Consider the following 26,529-nt stretch of genomic DNA (forward strand, 5'->3'; position numbering starts at 1 on the left):
GGATCTGGAAAATGCTTTTCGGTGAACCTGCTAAATAAACATTTAACGGATTCCCTTGAATATCGCAGTTATTATCTGAAGTCGGGTCTAACCCAATGACCAAATATTCTCATCCGTTGGACTCGAAAAAGTTGAATTAAATTGATTGAAATAAAAGCTATGAGCTAGTCTTTAGCTATTGGTTAGCGCTTTAAAACTACGAATAGATTTAGGTAGTTAAGATTCATAATTAGGGATATTTATGATGCAAGAAACTAGGGTAATGAAGGCTTTTATGTTTGCGGCTTTGTTTTGGGGAATAGTCGCAATGTTCATTGGCATAGCCCTCGCGGCCCAACTTTACTGGCCTCAACTTAACTTTAGCTCTGAATTTATTCAATTTGGTCGGTTGAGGCCACTACATACTAACGGCGTCATTTTTGGACTGGTTTGTAATATACTAATCGGTGTCTCTCTTTATGTCGTCTGCACTACATCTGAGACAAAGCTGGTTTCGCAAAAGCTGGCCTGGATACTTTTTTACGGCTGGCAAATACTACTCATTTTAGGTTATATCACTCTCCCTTTAGGGTTTACTTCAACAAAAGAGTATGCGGAATTGGAATGGCCTCTCGATATTTTAATGGCGAGTATGTGGCTTCTGTACGCTTACATTTTCTTTGCTACTTTAGCGATGAAAAAAACCAAACATATTTTTGTTTCTAACTGGTTCTTTGGTTCTGTCATCATTGTCATTACCATGATATTTGTTGTCAACAATGCAGTGTTACCTGTCACGTTAACTAAGTCCTATTCTATATTTTCTGGGGCTAGTGACGCGCTTGTGCAGTGGTGGTGGGGTCACAATGCCGTCGGTTTTCTGCTAACCGCTTCTATTATTGGCATTAATTATTATGTCATACCGAAAGTCACCGGACAGCCGATATATTCTTACCGGCTTTCAATTATTAATTTTTGGGGAATTATTGGTTTCTATACATGGGCTGGCACGCACCATATGATTTATTCATCTGTTCCCGATTGGATTCAAAATATAGGAATAGTAATGTCTTTATTATTGTGGCTACCGTCATGGGCGGGTGCTTACAATATCTATCGAACTATCACAGCTGATAAAATGCGTCTAAGAGAAAATTATATTCTTTGGTTTTTCCTTTCTTCTGTCATTTACTACGCATTATCAACCGCCGAAGGACCGTTGTTGGCTATTCGCTGGTTTAATATGATTGCTCACAATACTAATTGGATTATTGGCCATGTACACTCTGGAGCATTGGGTTGGGTTGGTATGAGTTGTATTGCAACCTTCTATTATTTAATACCAAAACTCTTTGGTAAATCTCAAATCTGGTCGATGAAACTGGTCAAAGTACATTTTTATTTCGCCAGTATTGGTGTGTTGCTTTATATCGTTGCATTGTGGATTGCAGGGATAGGTCAAGGTGTGATGTGGCAAGCACAAGAAGACACTGGTGCACTGACCTATAGCTTTATTGATACGCTAAAATTTATCTCGCCGTATATGTTTATTCGTTTCTTAGGGGGAGTGTTTTATGTCTTTGGCATGTTCATCATGGTTTATAACCTCTATAGAACCGTTACTGTGCATTCTGTATCAGTAAAGACAGTCGAGGGATAAACAATGACTTTTAATTTTACTAAATCTGTCGTTGCATTTGTTATTGTTTCCTTTGGTGTTGCCGCCTTCTCTTTTGTTGTTTGGGTGTTACCTGGATTCTTTGTTACGCCTCATTTGGCAACTATCTCGGATGCAAAGCCCTACTCGCCTCTGGAACTCGAAGGACGTGATGTCTATATGTCTCAAGGCTGTCATGTTTGTCATACTCAAATGGTAAGAAACCTCGAAGCGGAGCGTTTACGCTATGGACGACCAAACAAGATGGAAGACGATATTTACGAGCACACTTTCTTGTGGGGCTCCTCTCGTATCGGTCCTGATCTAACCAATATCGGTTTGAAATATACGGAAGATTGGCAAATACAACATTTAAAAGATCCGCAAAGCTTGGTTCCTGAATCGATTATGCCACCATTCAAGTGGTTATTTGAGCAGCCTTTAGATAGCGCAATTACCGCTAAAAAGATGCAAGCATTACGTAAGTTAGGAGTGCCGTATCACGATGATGAGATTGCAAACGCTGCACAAGAGGTGAAAGGAAAAACTAAAGGGGATGCTCTGGTTGCCTACCTAATGAGCTTGGGTGTTGATACACATAAAAATAAGAAGGACTTACAATGAGTGATTTCTGGTTAGACTGGGCGAGTGTCTTCACTGTTCTGTTCCTTCTTTGTATGGTTGCAGCCGTTGTATCGCTTTATCGACGAAATAAACAAGCGGACAAAGATAAGACTCTGATGATTTATGATGGTGTTAAAGAAAATGATGCGCCTATTCCCAGTATCGTTTTTTTTGGTTACCTCATTTTTTTTATTGGTGCATTTGTATATTTGATACTTTTTCCTGGTATTGCTTCTTGGAAAGGTGTCCTCAACTGGACAGGTGAGAGCGACTCAGTCAATGGTCATATAAAAAACCTAGATCACGAGATTGCTCAAATGTTAAAAACACCAACCAACATTCCACTTACCGTATTAGCAAAAAATAGTGACCTCATTAACGCTGGGAAATCATTGTTCAAAGATAATTGTGCAGCTTGCCATACTGTTTCAGCTACAGGTCAATTTAATTATCCTAACTTAACGGACCAAGATTGGTTATATGGTGGTAACGACCAAAATATCATTAGTTCGATTACCCATGGCCGTCACGGAATGATGCCCGCTTGGAAACCACAGCTGACAGAACCTCAGATCTCCGAACTGACCGACTATGTTATAAATATCAAAACCGAAAAAAAATCTAATCCACTTTTTGTTGAGAATTGTGTGGCTTGCCATAGTGCAGATGGTACGGGCAATCAAGCGATAGGCGCGGCTAACTTAACCGATGATGTCTGGTTACATGGTGGTACTAAAGAAGAAATACATCACTCGATTACTACCGGCTTCAACAATCAAATGCCGGCATTTGATACTCGCTTTACCGACAATCAAATTTTACTTGTTGGGGCTTATCTGCGAAGTATTCAAACGGAATATAAAGTTGAGCCATCAGAACCTTTAACTCAGACAACAGGTGGAAATAGCCTAAGTGATATGCCATTCGCGGCAAATAGCTGTATCGCTTGTCACGGTAAGCTCGGAGAAGGGCTTGGCGATATTGCCCCAAAACTTGCCGGACTCTCTGCACAATACATTCAAGACCAAATTCATAACTTCAAAAGTGGTGACAGGCAAAATGCCACAATGAAATCAATGGTGGCTAGACTAGATAATGAATCTATTACAGAAGTCGCTGACTATTACGCTAAACAGAAAGCACCTCTTAAGAATATTTCTCCACGGGGATCGCAAGTTACTTACGATGATCCTGCAGCACGCCTCGTCAATCAAGGTGATTGGCAACGACAAATTCCTTCATGTGTGACGTGCCATGGTACTGATACATTAGGTGTCGATAATTTCCCTCGCCTTGCCGGGCAAAATGCCACGTACCTAGAAAATCAATTACTTGACTGGCAACAAAATAAACGTACTGGTGACCCTGACAATATGATGAAGAATATTGCCATTAAACTATCCAGCGATGAGATAAAAGCCGTCGCTCATTATCTTTCGACGATGAAGTAGGAGCTGAAAATGAAGCCAATATTGACGTTATTTACTCTACTATTTTCATTAAATGCTTACGCAAACCAGTCTGATTTAATAGAGAAGCAACCAAGTTTACCTTCGGTGGAAAAGATAGAAGGTAGTGATAGTTTATTTCCTTATGAGTTATCGACAATTCCGAGCACCCCGTTTGGCGATAAGGTAAAGCGCGGGTACCAGCTCATGACAAACTCGCAAAGCATGCGCAATAAATACGTTTTTAATGAGCAAAATTGTACGAATTGTCACTTGTCATCGGGCCGATTACCCAATGCAGCCCCAATGGGTGCTTCATTTTTTGCTTATCCGGCTTACCGTTCCAAAAATAAGCACGTCAATTCATATCAAGAAAGGGTGCAAGGCTGTTTTCGTTATTCTATGAATGGCGTAATGCCAACAACTGACAGCGATGTCCTAGTCGACTTCTCTGCGTACGCATACTGGTTAGGTGTAACCACCTTGTACAATATGCATGGACTCGAAAATCTTTCCGTTCCAGAGCTGTCTGATAAGCAACTCTTAGCCGGAGGGAAAGTCGATGATTTCCCATTTCATCCTGAGTTACAAAAGGCATTAGACAAAGTAGGTAGTACTGTAGAAACAAGAGCCAAAATGCCAGGTCGTGGTTTCCCAAAACTGGATAAACCAAAATTAACACCCGACTACGAACGCGGTGAACTTGTGTTCCGGAAACATTGCGCTGCATGCCATGGCTCTGATGGACAAGGTAAAGAAGTTGCCGGTATCAAATCGTTACCACCACTCTGGGGGAAAAACAGTTACAACTGGGGGGCTGGAATGCACAAATTTTCAACCGCCGCTGCTTTCATTTATGAAAATATGCCACTTGGGAAAAGTGTGCAACTCACGAAACAACAAGCTTGGGATGTCGCCACTTTTATGAATTCTCATGAAAGACCTCAAGATCCAAGATTTAAAAATTCTATCGCTGAAACTAAAAAGATTTACCAAAGTAAAGACAGTGCATATGGAGAGACAATTAATGGGGTCACACTTGGAAGTTCACCTCTTGAAGAGCATCACCAATTAAACTGATATTTACTGCAGTTTTAGACACCGAGTTAGGTGGGGAAAGTCACTAAAGAGGCTTTTGCTAAACAATGCTTGAACGATTTCTGTAATCGATGCATTTGCATAGTTTAAGTCACCTTGCTCAATCAGATTGTTGAATATGCAAAACTGCATCAGTCAATAAAGAGAGGGAATCCCCTAGTTTCTTGGTAATTATTATACTCACAAATTCGGTTGCTAATCAGAGTACAACCGAATTGCTTGGTGTCCATTCATTGCAGATAGCATGTTCGACACTAGGAAGTATCATTCACTTTTCAAGGTTAGGAGACTAACCTCTACCTTCTCCACATTGCGGAATAGCCTTCAGAAAACAGAGGCGCCCTCGAACACTGCAACAACCTCTCATAATTATATAAATAAAAGATAACAACCCTCATCAAGACATTGATTTTAAAAACAAAAAATTAGTATTAATTCTTAATTAATCCATGATTATTTTGAAAATATTATGGCGTAAGCTTCATCCTGTTATATAGGTACTCCTCTACTAAACGCACTCGAAACTAAACAATTTAGTCGTCGCTAGTTAAGTACGGGATATAGAGGCTTTGAAACTGTAGGTCTGCACCTTGAAAAATAGAAGTATTAATCAAAGAGAATATATTATGAAAAATCGCAAATTAGCACTAACAACTGTAATCATGCTTTCAGCACTTACACTATCTCAAGGTGCAATAGCAAAAAATATCACTAAAGATCAAAGTTTTACTCAGTTGATGACTCAAGTAGATCAGGAGATTCAATCTGGTGACGTGTTTATAGCGACCAACTCTGCGTTTGACAAAACAGAGACCGCTTTAGATATCGAAACTGAACTCAAAGACATTTATATTTCGCAAGATCAGGCTAACAACGTAGGGTTGACTCCAGCGAGAACGTTTAGTGTTTATAGTGCGGCAAACATTCAAGAAATCAGTAATAAAATTTCTGAAATTGTGCGTAGCGATCAACCTAATTATTTTTCTGTGGAGCTTTATTCTAACCAAATGGGTGCAGAATCTAACATGGTTGAATACGTTGCAAAAGTAACTGAATACAACTAAACAACCACCTTAACATTCTGGCGTTGGTTCAAATCAGTATTCAACTTTCAGACAATTAGTTTGGGATAATACTACGACGATGAAACACAGTTACCCAGAACAATGGAGCACGCACTTTGTCAGAACCATCTAAAACGAGATTCCATTATGTCGTTACACATCCGGCAGAATCTAGATTTGTAGCCGCTATCATCGCGGCACTAGGTTCTGGGACATGTATTGCTTTATTGGCACTAATTGACGATATATTGAAAGGTGATTTCGCCCTCATTGCCCCTTTTGGCGCTTCTATGGTGCTTGTTTTTGGGCTTCCAAAGAGTCCTTTGGCACAACCCAAAAATGTTATTTTAGGGCACCTAGTCACAGCACTCATCGGAATTACCGCGTTAAAATTTTTGCCTGTCACTTTCTGGTCTATCGGCTTGACGGTCGGTATTGGTGTATTTAGCATGATAATGCTTAAAGTCACCCATCCACCCGCAGGTGGCAACCCAATATTAATTATGCTGGGCGGGCACAGTAGTTACTTATTCTCGTTATATCCGGTGTTTACCGGCAGTATCCTGATTGTTCTGTTTGCACTAGTCTACCATCGCTTTATCTCTCGCTTAGAATACGCTGGGTTTAACCCTGTCAAAGGAGAACCGACGAATGAATAAACCTATTATTTATGCTTTGAATCTTTCATCCCCACAAGAACTGAAAAAAGCACTTGATATTTCGAAGCGATTTAAAGGCCCACTGTATGTTGTGTATGTTACTGATATTGAGCAGGAACGTGAGGACGATATAGTCTATCTAGGCAAAGTCGCAGCAGAAAACTATATCAATGCAGAGGATAAAGAACTGCATACAACAATGAAGACTTTGTTCCATAACGCAGATGTGCAACCTGACGATGTCTTTATCTTAAATGGGCCAATAGGCGTTGCTATAGGAAGGTTTGCTAAACAAGTTGATGCTCAACTTATTATTGTGTCAAAAACTCATCATAGCTATCTGAGATTTTTGGGGAACGAGAGAGCTATCGAAAAACACAGTGTCAGTGATGTATACGTCATAAATGGTTAGAGCATTGATATAGCAATATCAATCATTCTCAGAAGGCTGGTATCTATGTCTTATTGGGTATAAGTTTTGCTTGAATAATCAGATAAAAATAAGCCTGAGCGTAACACCGCTCAGGCTTTATTCTAGGTTCAGCTTAGATAATAAAAAGCTTACGCTTCTTGATCTGAAGGTACTGGTGCCTTGTACTCATGGATCTCAGTTCTGAGACCCTTAATCAAGCTCACACACATCATCAGCAGTACTAGAGCAAACGGTAAAGCCGTTGTTACTACTCCTGATTGCAATGCTTGGAGCGCATCTTTACCACCCACCCACAGCATCACAGCAGCAATTGCACCGCCCATGCAAGTCCAGAATACGCGTTGTGGTACAGGTGCATCAACCTTACCACCCGCTGTAATACTATCTATAACTAGAGAGCCTGAATCCGCAGAGGTGACAAAGAATACCAAGATCAATACGACTGAAAGTATTGATAGTACGGAGCTAAATGGCATTGCATCGTATACGTGGAACAAGGTTAACGAAATATCCGTCAATCCATTGGCGCCAAGTAATCCAATCTTATTTGCCACTTGGTCTATCGCAATGCCACCAAATACAGACATCCAAACTAAAGTTACTGCCGTTGGGATGACGATAACCGCAATCAAGAATTCTCGAACCGTTCGACCCTTTGAAATGCGTGCAATAAACATTCCCACAAATGGTGACCAAGAGATCCACCAAGCCCAATAGAAAACAGTCCAGCCGTGCATCCAGCTGCTATCATCACGACCATGAGGGTTACTCAGTTCTATGACATTTGCCGCATAGCCTGAGATCGTTGCCCACAAAGAAGGTAAAACACTATTCCAGCCGACAATAGTCACAAACACAAGCAGTATAAACGCGGCTATCATGTTGATATTACTTAGGACCTTAACACCACCGTCAATGCCTCGCATTACCGACAATGAAGCAATAAAGGTCACCAATGTAATGATGATTAATTGAGTGCCAATGCCCCCATCAAGGCCAAATACATGGTTGAAACCACTGGTCGCTTGCTGTGCGCCAAGGCCTAGAGAGGTTGCAAGTCCAAATAAGGTCGCTAATACAGCAAGAATATCAATGGTATGCCCTAGCCATCCCCAAGCTCGGTCACCAAATATTGGGTAGAACGTAGAACGAATAGATAACGGTAGGCCTTTATTATAAGCAAAGAAAGCCAGTGACAATGCCACTATGGCGTAAATGCTCCAACCATGTAGACCCCAGTGGAAGATAGTTGCGCCAAGCGCCATGGCTTTCGCTTCTTCACTATAGGCCTCTACATTCAATGGCGTTCCATACCAATCAGTAAAGTATGCGACGGGTTCTGCAACACCCCAGAACAATAGGCCGATACCCATACCGGCAGCAAATAACATGGCTATCCACGATAAAGTGCTGTGTTCTGATTGTGCATTTTTCCCACCAATACGAATTTTACCCAAAGGGGAAAGTATCAGCAGAAAAGCAAATAAAAGGAAAAAGTTAGTTGCCCACATAAAGAACGAGTCAAACTGTTCAATGATGCCGTTTTTAAGGGAGTTGAGGGAGTTGAGAGCGGTTGTAGGACCAACCAATAACAAACTTAAGAGGGTTACTATGATGAGAACTGCGCTAGTTCCGAATACGGGGTTATGTATATCGAAGCCCCATTTTTGAATATTATCCTGGCCTACCTCATAGTCGGTAGTTTCTATACTGTACTTCTTATTTTCATCATCCATAAAAAATTATATTAGGTTGCGTTTCTAAATCTCTATCAATAGAGAAATACAACAGAACAGTCCTCCGTTTAGGTTTCACACGAAATTGTGCGCACGCAGTGTAACACAGATCACATAGCCACTCTAATTGGCTTACTAACGTGAGAACTCAAAATATGTATCAATAAATAACTCATCAACATAAAAAAGGTCGACATATGCCGACCTTTCTATTTCATTCTTTGTATCAAACAACCTGAAATTAGCTCTCTTTTTCTTTGCTCACTTGCTGTTCAATCGTCTCAGCCGCTTGCTCACTCTCTGTATCAACCCACTTCATGAATACTTGATAGCCAGCAGCAAGGAATGCAGCACCAATAAACATGCCTAATATGCCTCCAGACATCATGCCGCCAATCGCCCCGATCAGAACTACTGGCATTGGCACATCCAATCCTCGTCCCAAAATCATTGGTTTTAGGAAATTATCCACTAAGCTTGCGGCAATAATAAACACCGAGAAAATCACATTATGAATGGTCGATGAATCGTTGCCTGACCAAAGCAGAGCAACCGCAACAATGGCAATGATAGTGACCGGCAATTGCATAATAGCGAATATTAGGGCGGCTAAGGTAAACAATGCAGCTGCAGGAACACCTGCCAACGCCACCACGATTCCAAAAATTACTGAAGTTAAGAAAGCGATACCAATGATACCCACCGCAACCTGTCGAATCGTTGCCGTAGTCAACTCATGAAGCTCGGGCCCTTTCTTCTCATCGGAGAAACTGACAAATATTCGGCGAATTGAACTTGAACCAGGCTCCGCCCAAGCAAGCATAATCCCCGCAATAATAATGGCTCCAATTAATAGAAACACACTCTTTGCCATACCACTGGCAGATTCAATAATACCATTGGCCAGATCCTTTAATTGTGGCTGACGCTTTTTCACAAATAGAGGTAAGTTTCGTGATGCTTCACTCCAAGCTTTGTATGCATCCTCCCCTATCAGCGGCCATTCTTCAACGCTTGCCTTTGGTGGTGGTACGATTAAGGTACCCTCATTATACCCCTCATATACTTCGAAGGTTTTGGTGGCTATGGAGTTACTCACCATGACACTTGGAGTGCCTAAGAGGAACACACCTAAAATAGCAATGACTATCGAAGAACGCTTAGAGGTCCAACCAAATTTAGACTCAAAATATTGACGTACTGGATAAAGTGCTATTGCTAACACTAGTGCCCATAATAAAATAGGTAAGAAAGGGGCAAATGCCCACCAGCAAACAATGACTAAAAACGCAATCACTGAGAATCGAATCAACGACTCAGTAAATGCATCAGACAGCACCTTTTTCAAATAATCCTTATCATCGCTCAAGTGAAGACTCCTTTTCTTACATATGAGAGAAATTAATCTGCGAGCACAATAAATGCTTCTAATTTAGAAGACTAGCAGTAAACCTTTTATTTTCAATAAAAACATACACTTATATCGAATTTAATTTAAATATTCAAATTAGTATATTTAAGACTAGTTACTCTCCTGCTCCAATCCCAATATGACTTTTTGATACATCTGAGGTGTTAAACCACTGATGCGTTTGAATGAACGAGAGAAATGGGAAATATCTGAAAAACCCAACTATGCAACAATGTGAGTAAGGGACAAGTTCTTTGCCATTAAATTTACTGCTGCGGTATAAATGAGATTGTCTTTAATATTGCGAAAATTGGTTTTCTCTTCAGTAAGACGTCGCTGAAAAGTTCGTGGCGTCATATTGAGTAATTTAGAGGCAGAAACTACCGTTAGATTCCGATCTTTTACATAAGGATATAAAGCAGTAAACACCGTATCGGTAAAATTAGAATGCCATTGAACCAATGACTCATTATGCAGAACTAAACTCGAGGAAATGCTTAGACGTCAACACACTGGAACACTTTTCCGATGCTCGATTCAGTGTTGAGCAATTGCTCAATAAGCCTTGCTACTTCTGCTCGCGAAATCGAACCGTGTACCTCTTTATGCTGTGACAGACTAGCTGTACCCGTTGCACCACCATCCTTAAGGCCACCCGGTCTCAAAATGGTGTACGACAGGGTGCTGGTTTGTAGCCATGACTCCGCCAAAGATTTTTCTCGAACTGCCGAACCAAATACCATCTTTGCCTTGTCAGAGAGAGTTGACCAACTGTCCCCACAGCCTAAAGAAGTAACCAGTACCAATCGTTCTACTCCCTTACTCTCGAGCGCATCAATTAAATATCTGTGTCCGATGTAATCAACAGGATTTTCCGACTGGAAACTCCCCATGCTTGAAATCACCCAAGCATCGTTAGCGATACAATCCACAGCCGCTTCCACTTGCTCTTTATCGGTGGCATCACAGGTTAATGTAGATACCTTGTCTAACATAACGTTTTTACTTGGATTTCGTGCTACTGCGGTAACATCAAATCCTTGCTCAACAAAATGAGCCACCATAGCAGCGCCTAAACCACTAGCGGCTCCCCAAATCACGATCTTTTGCATAAATAAACCCACCAAATGATAATGATTATATTTTGCATTAAAGGCATTGGAGATGCTAGTGGTATATTACTAACTTTTGGCTATCCGCTTGATTTACAAGCGACCAGCGTTGCGTCTTTGAATTAAGCCCAACCTAACCAGATACGAATACGATCAAACAGTCGCTTGAAGAAACTGCCCGGCTCTACATCATGTAAAGCAACCAGTGGCACACTCTTAATGACCTGATTATCAGAGCCCATATAGTTTAGTGTACCGATAGTATCTCCTTGATACACCGGTGCTTTTAGTTCGTTAGGTAAATCTACAACAGCCTGTACATTGTTACCTGCACCTCTGCGTACTGACATGAAAACGTCTTCTTCTACACCAACACTAAGTTGGTTGTCTTGTCCCATCCAGATTCGAGTAGAGGTCACTTCAGCATTGGCTTCATGAGGCTTGATGGTTTCAAAGAACCTAAAGCCGTAGTTAAGTAGACTCTTACTCTCAGAGGTTCGAGTATTGGCACTAGAGGTGCCCATGACTACAGAGATCAAACGCATATCTCCCTGAGTTGCCGTACTTACTAGGCTGTATCCCGCGCCTTTGGTGTATCCGGTTTTCATACCGTCTACATTCATACTTTTATCTCTCAACAAGGCATTACGATTGTGTTGAGTAATGTTGTTGTAAGTAAAAGATGTCTCGCTATAAAGCGGAAATAGCGTTGGAACGTCACGAATTAACGCCTGACCCAGCTTTGCCATGTCATAAGGTGTCGTCGATTGGTTTGGATCATCCAAGCCATGTGGATTTGCAAAGTAAGTATTATTCAACTCAAGACGTCTTGCCCAATTGTTCATCAAATCAACAAATGCCCCTTGAGAGCCGGCAACATGTTCTGCGATAGCCACAGAGGCGTCATTACCCGATTGAACAATTAGACCACGAAGCAAGTCGCTAAATTGAACATTGGTGCCCACTTCAATAAACATCTTTGATGAATCATGGAAGTTTCTTGCCCAAGCCTCACGACTGATAGTCACGCTATCCGTTTTGGAGATGTTGCCTCGGTTAAGCTCTTGCCCTGCGGTATAGCTGGTCATTAGCTTAGTCAAACTCGCAGGCTTAAGCTGCGTGTGTGGATTGTGTTCTGCAATCACCTCTCCTGAATTGTAATCTAGCAGCACGTAACCCTTTGCTGAAAGGGAAGGAGGATTTGGTAGCGCAATTGGCGCAGCCAAAACAGAAAATGATAAGGATGCTAGCAGCGTAAGAGTCAATCCATTTAGTGTTCTTTTCATATTTTTAGGTAGAAACCAGTCCAGAGTTTTAGCCTCATCTCGAGGCATTTCATTATATTTGGGTTGCATATGGTATTAGATAGCAACATTTCAGAAAATTCAGTCAGAAGAGTGCAAAAAGTGAATGCGCTCATAAAATATTACCCTTTTATATGCGGTCGGATGCACTCATTTACCACCAGTAGACGCAAATAGTTACATTTATTTATATCTAGAAACACTCAGACGATCCTAAAACAAAACCCAAAAAGCCTTAGCTATAAAGGCTAAGGCTTTTTGGGTTTCCACACTATTTTTAGGAGTTAGGTACAGCCCTGTCGATTAAGCTGCACCAATATTAGTGCGTTATTCGTACTCTGTTACTTTAGCAACATACTCAACAGTGTCAGACTTACCTATTTGATTCTCAAACAATTCTACAGAGAAATATTTTGGTTCATCTCGATGAATCATTTTTGCAATTGTGTCACTAACTTGCTGTTGATTAATCACGCTATACACATTAAACGACAGTGTTTTTGTTAATCCCAACGCTTCCGCTTGCTCTTTAGATACATAGATATCACCCATCTCTTTCTCAACATCCATGACAAAACTTGAGCTAGTAAAATCTTCAGCAGTCGCTACATATACTTGTGAATCGAACACTTCTTCGATCTGAGTCATTTGGTTTTCAAACTGGCTGTCTTTTGCAACGCTTTTAGCTGCAACACCTTGAGCAAACGCGATTGTTGAACACACGGCGATGACAGGTAGTACTTGTTTAAATAATTTCATTTTTGGTTTTCTTTTAAGTAATTGTGCAAAATAGCACTAGTGGACTATTTGTATTCAGTTACCTTGGCAACATATTCAACCATGTCTGAGTTACCCATTTGATTCTCATATAGGGCTACAGAAAAGTATTTAGGAGAATCTTGACGAATCAATTTTGCGATTCTTTTGCTGATCTCACTCTGATCAATCACGCAGTACACATGAAAAGACTTAGTTTCTGTTAAGCCCAGTTCTTTCACTTGTTCTTTGGTCACATAGATATCACCCATTTCTTTCTCTACGTCCAACACTGCGGTTGAACCAGTGAAATCTGAATCCGTTACGACATAAACTTGTTCATCAAAAACTTGTTCGATCTGAGTCATTTGGTCAGTAAATTGGCTATCTTGTGTGATATTTTTTGCTGCAACGCCTTGTGCAAAAGCAAGTGTTGAACAAACGGCGATAATAGGTAGTGCTTGTTTAAGTAGTTTCATTTTAATGCTCTCTATATTTATTCTTTGAAGGATAGAAATGGTCTATCATTCGATACTGGTTAATGTTGAATCTGGTTGTTGCTTGTCATCTTTTAAAAAATCGTGCTTACTGTCATATACCATGCAACCGTTCTCTTCATTACAGTTCACGATGTACACTTCTTTCTTGCCGCACCCTGCAACACCAATCTGATACTGGGGTACTTCAAATCGATATAAGTCGATCGTTTTTCGATTTAGTACTGTGGTCGTTACCGCATCACAACTGAACTCAAACTTGCCTCGATTTCCAGCGGCTTGAGTTGCATTAATTTGGTTATCATCCAGAAACTCTTGAGTACTGGTGCAACCCATCAGCGTTGCACTTGCAAGCAATGCAACGACAAGTGTTTTTATTTTCATGCTCTCTTTAACTCGCCTTAGTGAACGTCTACTGTATGTTGTGCAAGAAGCTCTTTTGCAGATGCAATTTCCTGCTCTTCTAAATCCAAAACAATCAAATAGTTATGAGTTTTAATTGCAGTCTCATATTTGATGATGCTGTCTTTTGGGACACCGATACTTGCCAATGCACCACCTAGTGCACCAGCACCGCCAGTGACTGCAGCACCTTCGATAGCGCCAACCAAAGTGGCAACTAGTGGACCGGCTACAACCAATGCGCCAAAGGTAGGAACCCAAAACATTCCTGAACCAAGCAATGCTCCCCAGATACCGCCCCAAAGTACGCCAGCTTGACCCCATGACTTAACACGATCACTAATATTGTAAAAACCCGTTGCGTGCTCTTCGGTTTGGTAGCCCTTGCCAATAATAGAAAGATGGTTAACATCGAATCCGTGGTCGACCAGTTTTGCTACTGCTTCTTCGGCTTTTATGTGCGAATCTACCACTGCTACAATTTTGTTATTTTTCATCATCAGACCTTACATTGCTGTTTCAACGTTATTGGCTACTTTGGCTTTTTCTGAAACCTGGGTATCAATTACATCAACGACTTTTGCTTCAGGAGTAACGCTGCATTCGTCTACAATTGATGCGATTTCTACATTCACTAGATCCTGAACTTCGATAACATCAACATCAGTACCATCTGCATTAACTGCGTATAGATAACCAACGGTAATTGGCATTACTTCATCATCAAGTTCAACGAACTCACCACAAGTAATTTGGTCAACATCTTCTTGCACTACCACGTCAGCTTGTGCGCTAGTCGCTGCAAAAGTTGATGCGCTCATAAGTGATAAAAGGAGAGTGGATAAACCTAGTGCTTTCTTCATTTTTGTACTCACTATTTGTATTTAACAATTTGACAGAAAAGTTTTGATTAAGGACAAGATGCTATTGCTGCCTACTTTTCTTAACAGAAGTGTCATTCGTAACAAGACGAATAACCCAACAAATGATCAGTAACGACTTCCGTTAAGAAGACCACATACTGTGCTGATGGGAGAGAGTTTATGAGGGTGTAGATAGGAAAACATCAAGTAACAATCAGATTACTCTAAACTTAAAATAATCATTTAAAATCATTAACTTAATTGCGGATATAATAATTTCATTATCGCTATTATTCGTCTTTAATCTGTAGGTTATGATGAAGTAGAAAGGTCTTAATGGGTAATTCAATTTGGAGATAAGAATTGCTCGGCCACTAAGCTTCAAGCTTTACTTTGAATACATAAATCCATTACGTTTACTGCAGGGGTTTGGTGTTATGAAATGTCGGACTCACACTAACAACCTTAATGTATGCAAGTATTTATATCGTCAGTGTAGTTAGTAGACCTAGCCGCTTTGTTTTCTACAGATACCGATATAAATTAAGACTTACTTTTTCAATCTAAGCCAGAAGCCCATTTTCTTATCCAGTCTATTTAGCAAGTGTATTCCATTGCGACCATCCCATTACGCAGGATCAAGAAGTGAAATCACTAACTAGCTGCGGCATGGCTGGATAATCATGAGACAAAAAAAGGGCGAACCTAAAGGTTCGCCCTACTCTGTTTTAAATCCGTTATGAATTACAACTCTTCTTTACTATGGTCCTCCGCCAAGAAGGTATAGATAGTTGGAACAACAAACAGTGTGAATAGTGTACCAATTGACATACCTACGGTAATTACAAGACCAATAGCAAAGCGGCTTTGAGCACCTGCACCTGCAGCAGTTAGCAGTGGTACCACCCCAATAACCATAGCGGCAGTGGTCATAAGTATTGGTCGTAGTCGCTCACTCGCGGCTTTGATTGCTGCTTGACGTTTATCACCGTTGCACTCTTTTTGAAGTTGGTTTGCAAACTCTACAATCAAGATACCATGCTTACTGATTAGGCCTATTAGTGTAACTAGTCCAACCTCTGTATAGATATTCAAGGTATCTAGCCCCAAATACAGCGGAATCATAGCGCCAAATATAGAAAGAGGCACACTGGTCAATACAATCAATGGATCTCGGAAGCTTTCAAACTGAGCTGCCAGTACCAAATAAATAATTATCAATGCTAAGAAGAAGGTCCCAATCAACGAACTTCCCTCTTCAACAAATTGTCTTAACTGACCAGACGAATCTACTGAATAAGACTTTGGCAAAATTTCATCTGCACCTTTTAACATTACTTCATATGCTTCGCCAACACTAATGCCTGGCATCATTTTACCTTCGATGGTTGCGCTGTTTAGTTGCTGAAACTGATCAACAGATGATGGTTGAACCGATTCAGTAATATCCACCAGCGCCGACAAAGGAACCATGTCGCCATTATTAGAGCGAACGTAATACTGGTTGATGTCATCGACTGAGCTTCGATCATCACGAGATACCTGAGTGATTACCTGATAACTGCGTTGATCTAATGCGAAATAGTTAATGAAGCCCTCACTAATATAACGTGTTAGAACATTACCTACATCTTGCGCATTCACATTCATTAGCGCCGCTTTATCTCGATTGATAGTGATCTCTAGTTGCGGTTTAGCAAACTTAAGATCGTTCTGTACGTAGATAAATTTGCCACTGCTAAGCGCATACTCTTTCAGTTTTTCAGCATACTGATATAAATCCTGATAAGAGCCTGTTGGCGTCTTAATTACCATCTGAAACGGAAGACCCTGCGCTGTGCCTGGTAGATCTGGTGGTGAAATAGTAAACAACTGAAGACCAGGATCTGTTGCTGTATCCTTAGTAAAACGGCCCATTATATCTTGCGCCGTAGCATCACGTTCATCCCAGTCTTTCAATACACCAAGACCAAAGAAAGTTTGATCATCATTGTAACCGTTCACCATCAACGTCATATTCGTTTCAGGGTAATCCATCATTTTGTTCGATAACGACTCTGTAAAATGCGCAAGGTAATCCGTGTTGCCTTGCTGAGGTCCGTTACCCATCATGATAACAACACCCTGATCTTCCTGAGGTGCCAGTTCATTCGACGTATGTGTGAACATGAACACAAGAGAAATCAAGAACGTCGCAACCAAAGGCCAAACTAACTTTCTGTTGTCAATGACAACGGTAAGCACACGAACATAGCGATTAACCAGTTTCTCAATAACATGGTCAATCTTTTTAACCATCTTGCCTTCTAAGACCTGCTTGTTAAGCATCTTTGAGGTCATCATTGGTGTTAATGTTAAAGCAATAAATCCTGAAATTAGTACAGAACCGGCTAAGGTAAATGCAAATTCCGTAAACAGCTTACCGGTTAAGCCACCCATGAAACCAATCGGAGCATAAACTGCCGCTAGAGTGATTGTCATCGCAATAACAGGACCGCATATCTCACGAGCACTCTTAATTGCCGCTTCTGTTGGACTTGCTCCTGTTTCTAAGTGCCTGAAAGTATTCTCTACCACTACGATAGCATCATCTACTACCAAGGATATCGCTAAAACCATTGCCAATAGAGTTAGCAGGTTAATGCTAAATCCGAGCGCCATCATAAAGAACATAGAACCAATAAGTGATAGCGGTATAGTAATCAGAGGGATCAACATTGCTCGCATTGAGCCTAAGAACGCAAAGATCACGATAATAACAATCAATGCCGCTTCTGCTAGTGTCTTTGTTACTTCATCAATAGAACTGTTAATGAACTTTGTAGAGTCATAAATAACGTTTGCATTGATGCCCGGAGGCAAGCTGTCTTCTACTGAAGGTAATAATTTGTATGTATCTTCCACCACTGAAATTGGGTTAGATGTCGATGTATTACTGATAGCGGTTACGATGGCATGATTACCATTAAACATAACTTGTTCGTTGTAGGTCGCCGCCCCCAACTCTACCGTCGCGATGTCTTTCATATGAACTATCTGGCCATCTTTGGCTTTCAGCGCAATGTTTTTAAAGTCTTCAACAGTTGCTGCGTCTGTATGTGCATTGATGTCGACTTCAATAAAGTTACTTTTCACCTTTCCGGCTGCACTTACTGTGTTACTAGTCTTAATCGCATTTTGAACATCAATAGCCGTCAGGCCGTACACTGCTAGTTGATTTGGTTTTAGCCAAATACGCATTGCAAAGTCACTCTTACCTAGGATATCAACCTTAGATACTCCATCTACAGTCGAGAACGTTGGCTTTACCACACGGCTAACATAATCAGAGATCTGTTCAGCTTTTAACGTATCGCTCTCAAAAGAAACATATAGGATCGGTGACTGCGATGTCGACTTAACGATACTCGGATCCTGCGTACCTGCTGGCAGACGATATTTTACCTGCTGTACTAGCGATAATATTTCAGTCAGAGCCTGGTCTGTTGGAAAATCCAACTTCAGGTTCACAGTAATCAAAGACTGACCCAAAGTACTCTTAGAGGTCATATAGTCTATGCCCTCAGCTTGCGCTATCTGCGCTTGAAGCGGTTGAGTCACATACCCTTGCACACTTTGAGCACTTGCCCCAGGGTATACGGTAGTAACGGTAATAACTCCCGTTTCAATTTCTGGATATTGGCGAACCTGAAGTTCAGTAAATGCCTTAAGACCAAGAACCAAAAGCACTAGGCTCAGAACGACGGCCAGTACCGGTCGCCTGATAAATAAATCAGTAAATTTCATTATTGTTACCTTATTTAGCTACAGGAGGAAATGGCTTCGAGTTGTTGATCAAGATGATCGAACCCTTCTTCAACTGCTGTTGGTTAGATGTCACGATTTGATCGCCAGCTTTTAGTCCCGATACCACACCAACATAATCATCATGTTTAGGACCTATTTCGATTAAACGTTGCTCTACATTAAATGTTGCAGCACCTTTTTCAGATGTTTTTGTCGCAGGCCCTACTACAAATACGTTATCTCCATACAATGAGTAATTCACTGCTACATCGGGAATAGGCATTACCGCAACCGGATGGTTTAAATTAACCTCTGCATTTACATACATCCCAGACACTAACGAATTAACCTCTCCAGATATCAATGCACGAACCTCAATGTTGTGAGATTGAGAGTTAGAAGAAGGCTGAATTGCACTTATCGTTGCGTGAAAAGTCTCTCCCTCAAATGCACCGCTAGTAAAAGTTACATCTTGACCAACATTAACCTTACCTTTGTATTCTTCTGGAATGTACATATCGACAAAATAATTATCGGTACTTTCTAGTTCAACAATGAAAGAACCTGGAGTTAGATAATCGCCTACATCAATTGTACGAATACCTACTTTACCGCTAAATGGAGCTTGAATTTTCATATGTTCAATTTGTGTTGCAATATAAGCCAAGCTTGCTCTTTCAGCATTATATTGAGTACGTGCTTGGTCTACAGAATTTTGAGATACATTATTACCAACAAGTAATTTCTTTTTTCTTGATAATTCTATCTTCGCTAGATCAAGCTTTGCTTTCTGACTTTTATATTGAGCCATTAGAAGTGAGTCATCTAATGTCACGACAACATCACCTTTATTGACAAACTGTCCAGATTTAAAATTCACTGTCAATACTTGGCCTGAAATCTGAGTAGTAATATTAGTTGATTCTGCTGATTCAACCTCACCAATGATATTTAAATAACTCTTCCACTGAGATTCCTGTGTTTCTACAGTAGTCACTGATACTGGTGGGAGTTTAAATTCTTTTACTTTTTCGCTGATTGCTTTATTTTTGATAACGTTAAATCCAAAAACAAAAGACAATATAAGCAATATTAATACGCCTACAATTAAAATAGCTTTCTTAGACATGATGTTCTCTACTTTCTAATGGGGTTGTGTTGTTGCCTATATAATCCCCTTTAATGGACATAAATTAATCACAACCGGATAAAGTATATCTAACATACGATAAAATTTTTATAGTCCTATAAAATCAACGACTTAACAAAAGTATAAGCAATAAATCAAATAGGTATTTGTTATGGCATTCTTATTTTTTTCTTTAATACACACCGTAGAATAGGCTCCAGTTAATACAACAACCCCGGAGAGCAACATGTCTGAGAAACAACAAAAGAATGCACATATGACTGCAGAGAAAATGAAAAGCAAATATGGTAACGAAGTCGAACACAAACACAACAAAGACCATATGTTATATGAAGACAAAGAGAAATCTCATCCTCACAATAAACACGGTGGTAGTAATGAAGGTCACAAGCATTTAGTTAACAATCACTCTGATGGCCATCATGATCGTCACCATCATGATAAAAAGCATGACCATAAACAACACACTAGAAATCATCATAAAACAGCTAGCACAGGTAAATAGAACATCCTTACGTTATTAACAACGCAAGAATAAATGATTAAAGAATGTATATATAACATTGAAAAATCAACCCTATCCGAATATTAAGACAGTACTAAAAGAGAATTTAAAATGAAACGCAACGAAGAAAAACAACTAGAAACACTAAGCCCATTTGAAGTTAAAAACACGTTGATGGAACTTGCAAATGATAGTGAAAAGTCAATGATTAATGCAGGACGTGGTAATCCTAACTGGATTGCAACTGAACCACGCAGCGCATTTTTTCAACTTGGATTATTTGCATTACAAGAATCTAATACCTCTTTCAAAAAGTATGATGGCTTTGGTGGTGTTGGTTCAGAAGACAATATTTCTGGTCGATTTCTTCGTTATTGCGAAGATAATGAACAAGCTGAAGGCATTGCGTTTCTATTAAACGCGTACAACTACCTAACATGTCAACAAGGCTTTAATGGCGATGAACTAATTTATGAATGGGTTTCAGGTATCTTAGGTGATAATTACCCTGTTCCAGATCGTATGCTGAAATACTCTGAACTCATTGCACGTAAATATCTAGAACAAGAAATGTGCCACGACAAAGAGCTTCCAAGCTCACCAATGGATCTATTTGCTGTTGAAGGTGGCACCGCTGCAATGGTGTACATCTTTAATACATTAAAAAGTAACCGTCTGCTAAACCCTGGTGACAATATTGCCATTGGCGCACCTATCTTCACACCGTACATTGAAATGCCGGAGCTTGAAGATTACAACCTGAACAAAGTAGAGATCATGGCTAGCGAAAGCGCTGCATGGCAGATCCCAGATTCAGAACTAGAAAAGCTAAAAGATCCATCTATCAAGGCATTTTTCCTTGTTAACCCTAGTAACCCTGGCTCTGTAAAATTAAGTGATGAAACGCTATACAAAATTGCCGCTATTGCTGAAGAACGTCCAGACCTAATCATTCTAACGGATGACGTATACGGCACGTTCGCTGATAACTTTACTTCTTTGGCGATGATTGCACCGAAAAACACTATTTTGGTTTACTCATACTCTAAATATTTCGGTGCAACTGGTTGGCGCTTAGGTGTTGTCGGTTTAAGTGAAGACAACAACCTAGACCGTATGATTGCTGACCTACCAGAAGACACACGAGCTCAGTTAACAAAACGCTACAGCGGCATTAGCTTAGAGCCTGCAAACTTGAAGTTTATTGATCGCCTAGTCGCAGACAGCCGTGCAGTGGCACTAAACCATACTGCAGGATTATCTACTCCACAGCAGATTCAAATGACCATGTTCTCTTTAGCCTCTTTGCTAGAGCAAGGTAAACAATATCAAAAAGATGCCAAAGAAATCGTACGTAACCGTTACAACACATTGATGAAAGAGAGCAAGAAAGAGCCTATCGTGAGTGGCTTCAACATGGATGGTGCATTCTATTATGCAGAAATTGATGTTAAAGACATTGTTCAATCTACTTATGAAGCTTCGTTTTTCGAATGGTTAGAAACGAGCTATGAACCATTAGACTTTATCGTCCGTCTTGCTTCTGAATACGGCATTGTGGTTATGCCTGGTGCTGGATTTGATGCACCGACTTGGTCGCTACGAGTCTCTCTTGCCAACCTTGAAGACGAGCAATATGCCTTGATCTCCAAAGCAATCAACGAAATGTTCGATGAATATCATCAAGAATTCATTGCGAGCTCTGCAAACTAAGTAAATCTAGGGCGCTCAATTCTACTATTTGAGTGCCCTTGGATAACTCAGTTTCGTAGCAACGTCTTTCAACACAGATTAATGGTTAAAAGTTCATATGAAAGAGAATAAAGTTCATTACAAAGTCGGAGAATGGTTATTTATTCCTTATGAAGACAAGTTTATTTTGGACGGCAAGGATTTCTTGATCGAAAAGCGCCTTTCAAACTTGTTTCTTTTTCTTTGTCAGCACCCACATCAGATCTTCTCTCGAGATGAGCTAATCAACGAAGTTTGGCATGGTATGATCTTAACTGATCAGGTAATCACCCAAGCCATTTTCGAGCTAAGGAAGATACTCAAGAAAAACGGCGAGCATCCATTTGGCTACATCGTTACTGTGTCTAAACGTGGTTATAAACTCGATTCTGATGTAGAAATTATCGAAGTTGCGCAAAGATCAGCGGTAATAACCAAAGCATCTGAGTCTGAAACTTCATCACCAGAGCCTATTATTTCTGATACCGAAGAACAGCCTAACAGCCTACTCGAGTCAAAAGCCGTTATTCATATTAAAGAGCCTAAACCACGGTCTGCATTGCTAAGGCCAATGCTTGCCTTTGTGTTGTTAGTCACTTTGAGCATTGCCGCGAGTTATCTCAATCAGCGTCACAAATTGCTCGCTGCCGAGGGAACACAAGCGATACCAGCGCCTACTTACCTCTCATATGAACCTAGATATATTCAGGTGGTTTACTCTGCAAATATGAAAGGGCATAACTTGGGTAAAGGTTTAAGTATGTACATTTTACGCCAAGTAAAGTTCTATAAAGACTTTCGAATCATCAGCGAAGGTGACATCGGTGAACTCGCTGCCAATGTTGTAAAACTAGATGTAGTAAACAATAACGGACATGATTACCTAAACATTAAGTTTAGCAACAGAGTGTCAGGAGCAACCCATCTGAATCGAAAATACAGCTTGAATAGCAGTGAACTAAATCGATCTATCAATTTAGCTTTGGACGACATACTTGACTCTTTTAATATTGATATCAGTAAAAAGAAATTAGCACAGACGATCAACGAACTTCCTAAGAATATGGATGCGCTGAAATATACCCTAAGTGGTTTTGCTACATCATCAGGCATAGCACAAAGTGATGATGTTCTAATGAATCTATCACGATCGTTACAAATTGAACCCGATAATCAATACACTTATAGCATGAACTATATGCTCACTTTGATAAATATGTATCTATTGAAAGAACAATCAATGGATAAAGAAATAATGTCATTAAATAAAGAACATGAAGCGACATTGAAACAATTTTATACACAAGACAATACGTCTTATAGGACACTCGAAGCGTTGGCTGTACTTGCTCTATCAAAAGACTTACCGTTAGATGCACGTAAGTATCTGAAAGAAATACCTTACAACCAACGTACCGTAATCTACTACTTGGCTTCAGCAAAGCTGAGCGAGCTGTCTGGATATACATCAGCCGCTGAAGAGTATTATCAGCAAGCCATGATTGAATCCGATTCTTCGGAGATGTTATCTATAGGTGAGGTCGTATTTTTCAATAGCTCGCTTACCAACATAAAACAAAAATTGAAAGCTTCTACTTTATAAATCGACATGACGTCAGGGCTACACGTAGCGCTTGACGAATTCGATGAAAGTACGATCTGCAATCGATAAGTAGCCTTGTTTACGCCATGCTAAACCAAGATCCAATGTTACTGGAGGAGAAAACGGTATTCCTACGATACCGCTTTCGTACTCCGTAACTAGATCAAGTAAGGCCGTTATCGCAAACTCCTGTTTAACGATACTCAGGATCATAGGGAGCAAATTGGTTTCAAAGGACGACCGCATAGATAAACCATTTTCTTCACTGATCTGATCAAGGAAATCTCGGTGAAAATAACCATGTTTGAACATGACCAGTTCATATTCGAAGAATTCTTCAAAGCCGATGGTTTGCTTGTCAGCTAATTCATGCTCTGAGCCAACAACTGCCACCATCTGACTTGTGAACAAATGGTCAACATGCAGATCATCCGGCACATCATCACAATTAATCACACCCAAATCTAGCTCACCCTCAAGTAACATCTTGCGGATAGAGCGAGTACCCGCCTCAACTAGTGTCAATTTAAGGTCGGGATATTGGCTCTTAAACGCCATCACCACACGTGGAAAAAAATAACTCCCCATCATCGAGGGTGCTCCCAAACGCACCTCGCCTTTCTTTAGGCCCTTTAGCTCGTCGATTGCCAAGGTGGCATCATGAAGTTGCTGAATAACTCGCTGGGCATGTACTAATAAAACTTCACCCTCTTTGGTCAAGCTTACTCTTTTCTCTTGGCGGCGAAACAAGACCACCCCTAGTGATTGCTCAAATTTCTTAATCGATATACTCAGTGCAGGCTGCGCAATATGTATCTCTTTGGCTGCTTGCGTGAAGTTTCCGTGTTTTGCTACTGCCAGAAAATGCTTGAGTTGTTTAGATTCCATAAGATCAAAAATATATGGTGATAATATTTTTAATATATTTCTTATATTGAAACCTTGATGATAGCTTAATCACACTTTGTGCATTATTTTTGTGCATCATCTTTAATTGAGGCAAGCATGGTCAGCTTTGGTTCACCAAAATATAAACGTATCACCCTTTCACTCGCCCTAGGGTCGTTTCTGGTTTTCTCCAATCTATATCTACTTCAACCTATGCTGCCTGCCTTTGCTATACAATTTTCTGTATCTGAAACTCAGGTAAATTGGCTATTTGCTTCGACAACGTTGGCTCTATCATTTTGCTTGGTTCCTATGGCTGTGATCTCAGAATCTCTAGGAAGAAGGCCGGTGATGATGTTTGGACTACTGGCAATTCCAGTCGCATCAGGGCTTATGCTCTTGGGTCAGTCATTCCTCTTTCTAGTGGTTTGTCGAGCAATTATTGGCGTTGCTCTTGCCGCTTTTGCAGCAGTAGCAGTGGCCTATATGGCGGAAGAACTTGATACAAAAGCCTTTTCAATGGCCATTGGTACTTATATTGCGGCGAATTCCCTAGGCGGTATTACAGGAAGAATTAGTGGTGGGTTAATTGCCGATCACTACAGCGTGGCGACGGCGATTCAAGTCGCTCTAGTATTTACATTAGCCGGTGCTTTGCTCGTAGGTTACCTATTGCCAAAACAACAGGGCTTTACCCCTTCTTCTGCAAGTTTTCATCATCAACACAGAGCGATAATCAGCCACTTCAAAAACCAGAGAGTATGGATTGCGATGCTCATTGGAGGCATTAATTTTTCGTTGTTTGTAAACTTATACTCTGTAATGGGGTTTCGCTTAGTCGGCGCTCCGCACAATGTTCCTGTTGGTTTAGCTTCACTGATTTTTGTCTGCTATTTAGCCGGAACTTTTAGTTCTAAATGTGCAGGGCATTGGACCCGTCACTTCTCTCCAATTCAAGGTATGTTTTTAGGTTCGTTACTCAGTATGCTTGGAATGTGGATTGCCTTACTAGAGCACCTTGGTGCCATGATGATAGGGCTTCTTTTAATTAGTTTTGGGGCTTTTTTCACTCATACCCTTGCCTATGGATGGGTTGGCCGCAAAGCGATACACGCCAAAGCAACAGCAACCGCGTTATACCTTGTTCATTACTACATTGGAGGGAGTTTAGGTGGGTTCTTGCTGCTTTATTGTTGGCAGCATGGTGGCTGGGCAACCGTTGTGTTTGGTGGCACAGCACTTTTCATCGTGATGTTTTTTGCCATAAGCCATCTTAAGCGAATAGACAAGCACGAATCATCTAACGATAAAGGCATTTTCATTTCTAAACGAACGTGACGTAGCTCATCGAGCACTCAACTCACCAGAGCACTGTTACGGTCTGTTGCAAAATTGACAAACAAACCTTGAACGAATGCTTATAATGGCGCTTTCTTCCATTAATTGATGACGTATAGACAATGAAAAAGAGCCTTATTGCTTTGTTTTTATTAATTTTAACTGGATGTACGCACAATCAAGCTAAACACGTAAATGCCAATACCTCCGCGATAAATATCTATCCACAGTACATGTCTAATATCCAGCTTTGCGATACTTTGTACTACGGTCGTCGCTCTAACCAAACTCAAGCGGCGATAGGTGCTGAGTTCAATCGAAGAGGCCTTTCCAAAAGTTGGTGCCAACGAGAAACCAATAAGCTTTACATGATCCACGCTTACGAGTATCTATCTAAGAAGCTGGATAGTAAGTCCAACAACCAAGGCTCTCCTGTAGTTTTGCCAGCGAATTAGTCACACTCTCCTACCATTATAAAAAGAAAG

24 protein-coding genes are annotated in these 26,529 nt (G+C 40.5%); 12 read left to right on the top strand and 12 right to left on the bottom strand.

Annotated elements, in window-relative coordinates:
* Positions 1–241: 241 nt before the first annotated feature.
* From OCU48_RS09290 to OCU48_RS09320, 7 genes are all read left to right on the top strand, one after another.
* On the top strand, positions 242–1,639 hold the full coding sequence (locus tag OCU48_RS09290; protein WP_141346109.1) for a cbb3-type cytochrome c oxidase subunit I: 1,398 nt from the start codon (positions 242–244) through the stop codon (positions 1,637–1,639).
* 3 nt (positions 1,640–1,642) lie between these two features.
* Positions 1,643–2,260, top strand: coding sequence for a cbb3-type cytochrome c oxidase subunit II (locus tag OCU48_RS09295; RefSeq protein ID WP_141346108.1), 618 nt, complete (start codon positions 1,643–1,645; stop codon positions 2,258–2,260).
* Complete coding sequence (gene ccoP / locus OCU48_RS09300) at positions 2,257–3,711, top strand: cytochrome-c oxidase, cbb3-type subunit III (RefSeq protein WP_208727157.1); 1,455 nt, start codon at positions 2,257–2,259, stop codon at positions 3,709–3,711. Before OCU48_RS09295 ends, ccoP begins: the two co-directional genes overlap by 4 nt.
* Before the next feature lie 9 nt (positions 3,712–3,720).
* Positions 3,721–4,788 carry a c-type cytochrome gene (locus tag OCU48_RS09305; RefSeq protein WP_141346107.1) on the top strand — a complete coding sequence of 356 codons (1,068 nt, stop codon included), beginning with the start codon at positions 3,721–3,723 and terminating at the stop codon, positions 4,786–4,788.
* A gap of 644 nt (positions 4,789–5,432) precedes the next feature.
* Positions 5,433–5,870 (top strand): hypothetical protein, encoded by a 438-nt coding sequence (locus tag OCU48_RS09310; RefSeq protein ID WP_141346106.1) that lies wholly within the window; start codon positions 5,433–5,435, stop codon positions 5,868–5,870.
* Between the two features lie 116 nt (positions 5,871–5,986).
* Positions 5,987–6,529: an HPP family protein gene (locus OCU48_RS09315; RefSeq protein ID WP_141346105.1), complete on the top strand. Its 543-nt coding sequence runs from the start codon at positions 5,987–5,989 to the stop codon at positions 6,527–6,529.
* A complete protein-coding gene (locus OCU48_RS09320; RefSeq protein WP_141346104.1) occupies positions 6,522–6,941 on the top strand; it encodes a universal stress protein in 420 nt (139 codons plus the stop codon). Before OCU48_RS09315 ends, OCU48_RS09320 begins: the two co-directional genes overlap by 8 nt.
* A 149-nt stretch (positions 6,942–7,090) precedes the next feature.
* Here OCU48_RS09320 and OCU48_RS09325 read toward each other — a convergent pair whose 3' ends face one another.
* The 11 genes from OCU48_RS09325 to OCU48_RS09375 all read right to left on the bottom strand — a co-directional run bounded on the left by OCU48_RS09325 (position 7,091) and on the right by OCU48_RS09375 (position 19,958).
* The gene (locus tag OCU48_RS09325) at positions 7,091–8,698 is read right to left on the bottom strand and encodes a BCCT family transporter (protein WP_141346103.1); all 1,608 of its coding nucleotides are present in this window, start codon (positions 8,696–8,698) and stop codon (positions 7,091–7,093) included.
* Positions 8,699–8,939: 241 nt separating this feature from the next.
* On the bottom strand, positions 8,940–10,067 hold the full coding sequence (locus OCU48_RS09330; RefSeq protein ID WP_141346102.1) for an AI-2E family transporter: 1,128 nt from the start codon (positions 10,065–10,067) through the stop codon (positions 8,940–8,942).
* Positions 10,068–10,606: 539 nt separating this feature from the next.
* Positions 10,607–11,221: an SDR family oxidoreductase gene (locus OCU48_RS09335; protein WP_141346101.1), complete on the bottom strand. Its 615-nt coding sequence runs from the start codon at positions 11,219–11,221 to the stop codon at positions 10,607–10,609.
* Positions 11,222–11,343: 122 nt separating this feature from the next.
* On the bottom strand, positions 11,344–12,507 hold the full coding sequence (locus tag OCU48_RS09340) for a D-alanyl-D-alanine carboxypeptidase family protein (RefSeq protein WP_167496196.1): 1,164 nt from the start codon (positions 12,505–12,507) through the stop codon (positions 11,344–11,346).
* Between the two features lie 345 nt (positions 12,508–12,852).
* Positions 12,853–13,284 (bottom strand): hypothetical protein, encoded by a 432-nt coding sequence (locus OCU48_RS09345; protein WP_141346100.1) that lies wholly within the window; start codon positions 13,282–13,284, stop codon positions 12,853–12,855.
* A 44-nt stretch (positions 13,285–13,328) separates the two neighbouring features.
* Positions 13,329–13,760, bottom strand: coding sequence for a hypothetical protein (locus tag OCU48_RS09350; protein WP_141346099.1), 432 nt, complete (start codon positions 13,758–13,760; stop codon positions 13,329–13,331).
* Between the two features lie 45 nt (positions 13,761–13,805).
* The gene (locus OCU48_RS09355) at positions 13,806–14,162 is read right to left on the bottom strand and encodes a hypothetical protein (protein ID WP_141346098.1); all 357 of its coding nucleotides are present in this window, start codon (positions 14,160–14,162) and stop codon (positions 13,806–13,808) included.
* Between the two features lie 17 nt (positions 14,163–14,179).
* The gene (locus OCU48_RS09360) at positions 14,180–14,677 is read right to left on the bottom strand and encodes a general stress protein (RefSeq protein WP_141346097.1); all 498 of its coding nucleotides are present in this window, start codon (positions 14,675–14,677) and stop codon (positions 14,180–14,182) included.
* Positions 14,678–14,686: 9 nt separating this feature from the next.
* Complete coding sequence (locus OCU48_RS09365; RefSeq protein WP_141346096.1) at positions 14,687–15,043, bottom strand: HdeA/HdeB family chaperone; 357 nt, start codon at positions 15,041–15,043, stop codon at positions 14,687–14,689.
* Positions 15,044–15,787: 744 nt separating this feature from the next.
* A complete protein-coding gene (locus tag OCU48_RS09370) occupies positions 15,788–18,829 on the bottom strand; it encodes an efflux RND transporter permease subunit (protein ID WP_141346095.1) in 3,042 nt (1,013 codons plus the stop codon).
* A 10-nt stretch (positions 18,830–18,839) separates the two neighbouring features.
* Positions 18,840–19,958: an efflux RND transporter periplasmic adaptor subunit gene (locus tag OCU48_RS09375; protein WP_141346094.1), complete on the bottom strand. Its 1,119-nt coding sequence runs from the start codon at positions 19,956–19,958 to the stop codon at positions 18,840–18,842.
* A 247-nt stretch (positions 19,959–20,205) separates the two neighbouring features.
* Between OCU48_RS09375 and OCU48_RS09380 the strand changes: the two genes are divergently transcribed.
* The 3 genes from OCU48_RS09380 (at position 20,206) to OCU48_RS09390 (ending at position 23,818) form a co-directional block, all read left to right on the top strand.
* On the top strand, positions 20,206–20,484 hold the full coding sequence (locus tag OCU48_RS09380) for a hypothetical protein (RefSeq protein ID WP_141346093.1): 279 nt from the start codon (positions 20,206–20,208) through the stop codon (positions 20,482–20,484).
* A gap of 111 nt (positions 20,485–20,595) precedes the next feature.
* A complete protein-coding gene (locus OCU48_RS09385) occupies positions 20,596–22,197 on the top strand; it encodes a bifunctional aspartate transaminase/aspartate 4-decarboxylase (RefSeq protein WP_141346092.1) in 1,602 nt (533 codons plus the stop codon).
* A gap of 97 nt (positions 22,198–22,294) precedes the next feature.
* Positions 22,295–23,818, top strand: a complete 1,524-nt coding sequence (locus OCU48_RS09390; RefSeq protein ID WP_141346091.1) for a winged helix-turn-helix domain-containing protein — start codon at positions 22,295–22,297, stop codon at positions 23,816–23,818.
* A gap of 18 nt (positions 23,819–23,836) precedes the next feature.
* On the opposite strand, the gene OCU48_RS09395 is transcribed toward OCU48_RS09390, so the two are convergent.
* Positions 23,837–24,706 (bottom strand): LysR family transcriptional regulator, encoded by an 870-nt coding sequence (locus tag OCU48_RS09395; RefSeq protein ID WP_141346090.1) that lies wholly within the window; start codon positions 24,704–24,706, stop codon positions 23,837–23,839.
* Between the two features lie 117 nt (positions 24,707–24,823).
* On the opposite strand from OCU48_RS09395, the gene OCU48_RS09400 reads away from it, so the two are divergent.
* Together OCU48_RS09400 and OCU48_RS09405 are read left to right on the top strand one after the other, a co-directional pair.
* Complete coding sequence (locus OCU48_RS09400) at positions 24,824–26,044, top strand: MFS transporter (protein WP_141346089.1); 1,221 nt, start codon at positions 24,824–24,826, stop codon at positions 26,042–26,044.
* Positions 26,045–26,166: 122 nt separating this feature from the next.
* Positions 26,167–26,499, top strand: a complete 333-nt coding sequence (locus OCU48_RS09405) for a hypothetical protein (protein ID WP_141346088.1) — start codon at positions 26,167–26,169, stop codon at positions 26,497–26,499.
* Positions 26,500–26,529 lie beyond the last annotated feature (30 nt).

This window comes from Vibrio inusitatus (assembly GCA_024346935.1).
In the GTDB taxonomy this organism is placed as follows: Bacteria; Pseudomonadota; Gammaproteobacteria; order Enterobacterales; family Vibrionaceae; genus Vibrio; species Vibrio inusitatus.

Coding starts and splice junctions, on each gene's coding strand:
- OCU48_RS09340 (WP_167496196.1), bottom strand. CDS start 12,507: ATGAAAAGAACACTAAATGGATTGACTCTTACGCTGCTAGCATCCTTA.
- OCU48_RS09345 (WP_141346100.1), bottom strand. CDS start 13,284: ATGAAATTATTTAAACAAGTACTACCTGTCATCGCCGTGTGTTCAACA.
- OCU48_RS09380 (WP_141346093.1), top strand. CDS start 20,206: ATGTCTGAGAAACAACAAAAGAATGCACATATGACTGCAGAGAAAATG.
- OCU48_RS09325 (WP_141346103.1), bottom strand. CDS start 8,698: ATGGATGATGAAAATAAGAAGTACAGTATAGAAACTACCGACTATGAG.
- OCU48_RS09395 (WP_141346090.1), bottom strand. CDS start 24,706: ATGGAATCTAAACAACTCAAGCATTTTCTGGCAGTAGCAAAACACGGA.
- OCU48_RS09355 (WP_141346098.1), bottom strand. CDS start 14,162: ATGAAAATAAAAACACTTGTCGTTGCATTGCTTGCAAGTGCAACGCTG.
- ccoP (WP_208727157.1), top strand. CDS start 2,257: ATGAGTGATTTCTGGTTAGACTGGGCGAGTGTCTTCACTGTTCTGTTC.
- OCU48_RS09320 (WP_141346104.1), top strand. CDS start 6,522: ATGAATAAACCTATTATTTATGCTTTGAATCTTTCATCCCCACAAGAA.
- OCU48_RS09290 (WP_141346109.1), top strand. CDS start 242: ATGATGCAAGAAACTAGGGTAATGAAGGCTTTTATGTTTGCGGCTTTG.
- OCU48_RS09365 (WP_141346096.1), bottom strand. CDS start 15,043: ATGAAGAAAGCACTAGGTTTATCCACTCTCCTTTTATCACTTATGAGC.
- OCU48_RS09310 (WP_141346106.1), top strand. CDS start 5,433: ATGAAAAATCGCAAATTAGCACTAACAACTGTAATCATGCTTTCAGCA.
- OCU48_RS09305 (WP_141346107.1), top strand. CDS start 3,721: ATGAAGCCAATATTGACGTTATTTACTCTACTATTTTCATTAAATGCT.
- OCU48_RS09375 (WP_141346094.1), bottom strand. CDS start 19,958: ATGTCTAAGAAAGCTATTTTAATTGTAGGCGTATTAATATTGCTTATA.
- OCU48_RS09350 (WP_141346099.1), bottom strand. CDS start 13,760: ATGAAACTACTTAAACAAGCACTACCTATTATCGCCGTTTGTTCAACA.
- OCU48_RS09335 (WP_141346101.1), bottom strand. CDS start 11,221: ATGCAAAAGATCGTGATTTGGGGAGCCGCTAGTGGTTTAGGCGCTGCT.
- OCU48_RS09390 (WP_141346091.1), top strand. CDS start 22,295: ATGAAAGAGAATAAAGTTCATTACAAAGTCGGAGAATGGTTATTTATT.
- OCU48_RS09385 (WP_141346092.1), top strand. CDS start 20,596: ATGAAACGCAACGAAGAAAAACAACTAGAAACACTAAGCCCATTTGAA.
- OCU48_RS09370 (WP_141346095.1), bottom strand. CDS start 18,829: ATGAAATTTACTGATTTATTTATCAGGCGACCGGTACTGGCCGTCGTT.
- OCU48_RS09360 (WP_141346097.1), bottom strand. CDS start 14,677: ATGAAAAATAACAAAATTGTAGCAGTGGTAGATTCGCACATAAAAGCC.
- OCU48_RS09405 (WP_141346088.1), top strand. CDS start 26,167: ATGAAAAAGAGCCTTATTGCTTTGTTTTTATTAATTTTAACTGGATGT.
- OCU48_RS09295 (WP_141346108.1), top strand. CDS start 1,643: ATGACTTTTAATTTTACTAAATCTGTCGTTGCATTTGTTATTGTTTCC.
- OCU48_RS09400 (WP_141346089.1), top strand. CDS start 24,824: ATGGTCAGCTTTGGTTCACCAAAATATAAACGTATCACCCTTTCACTC.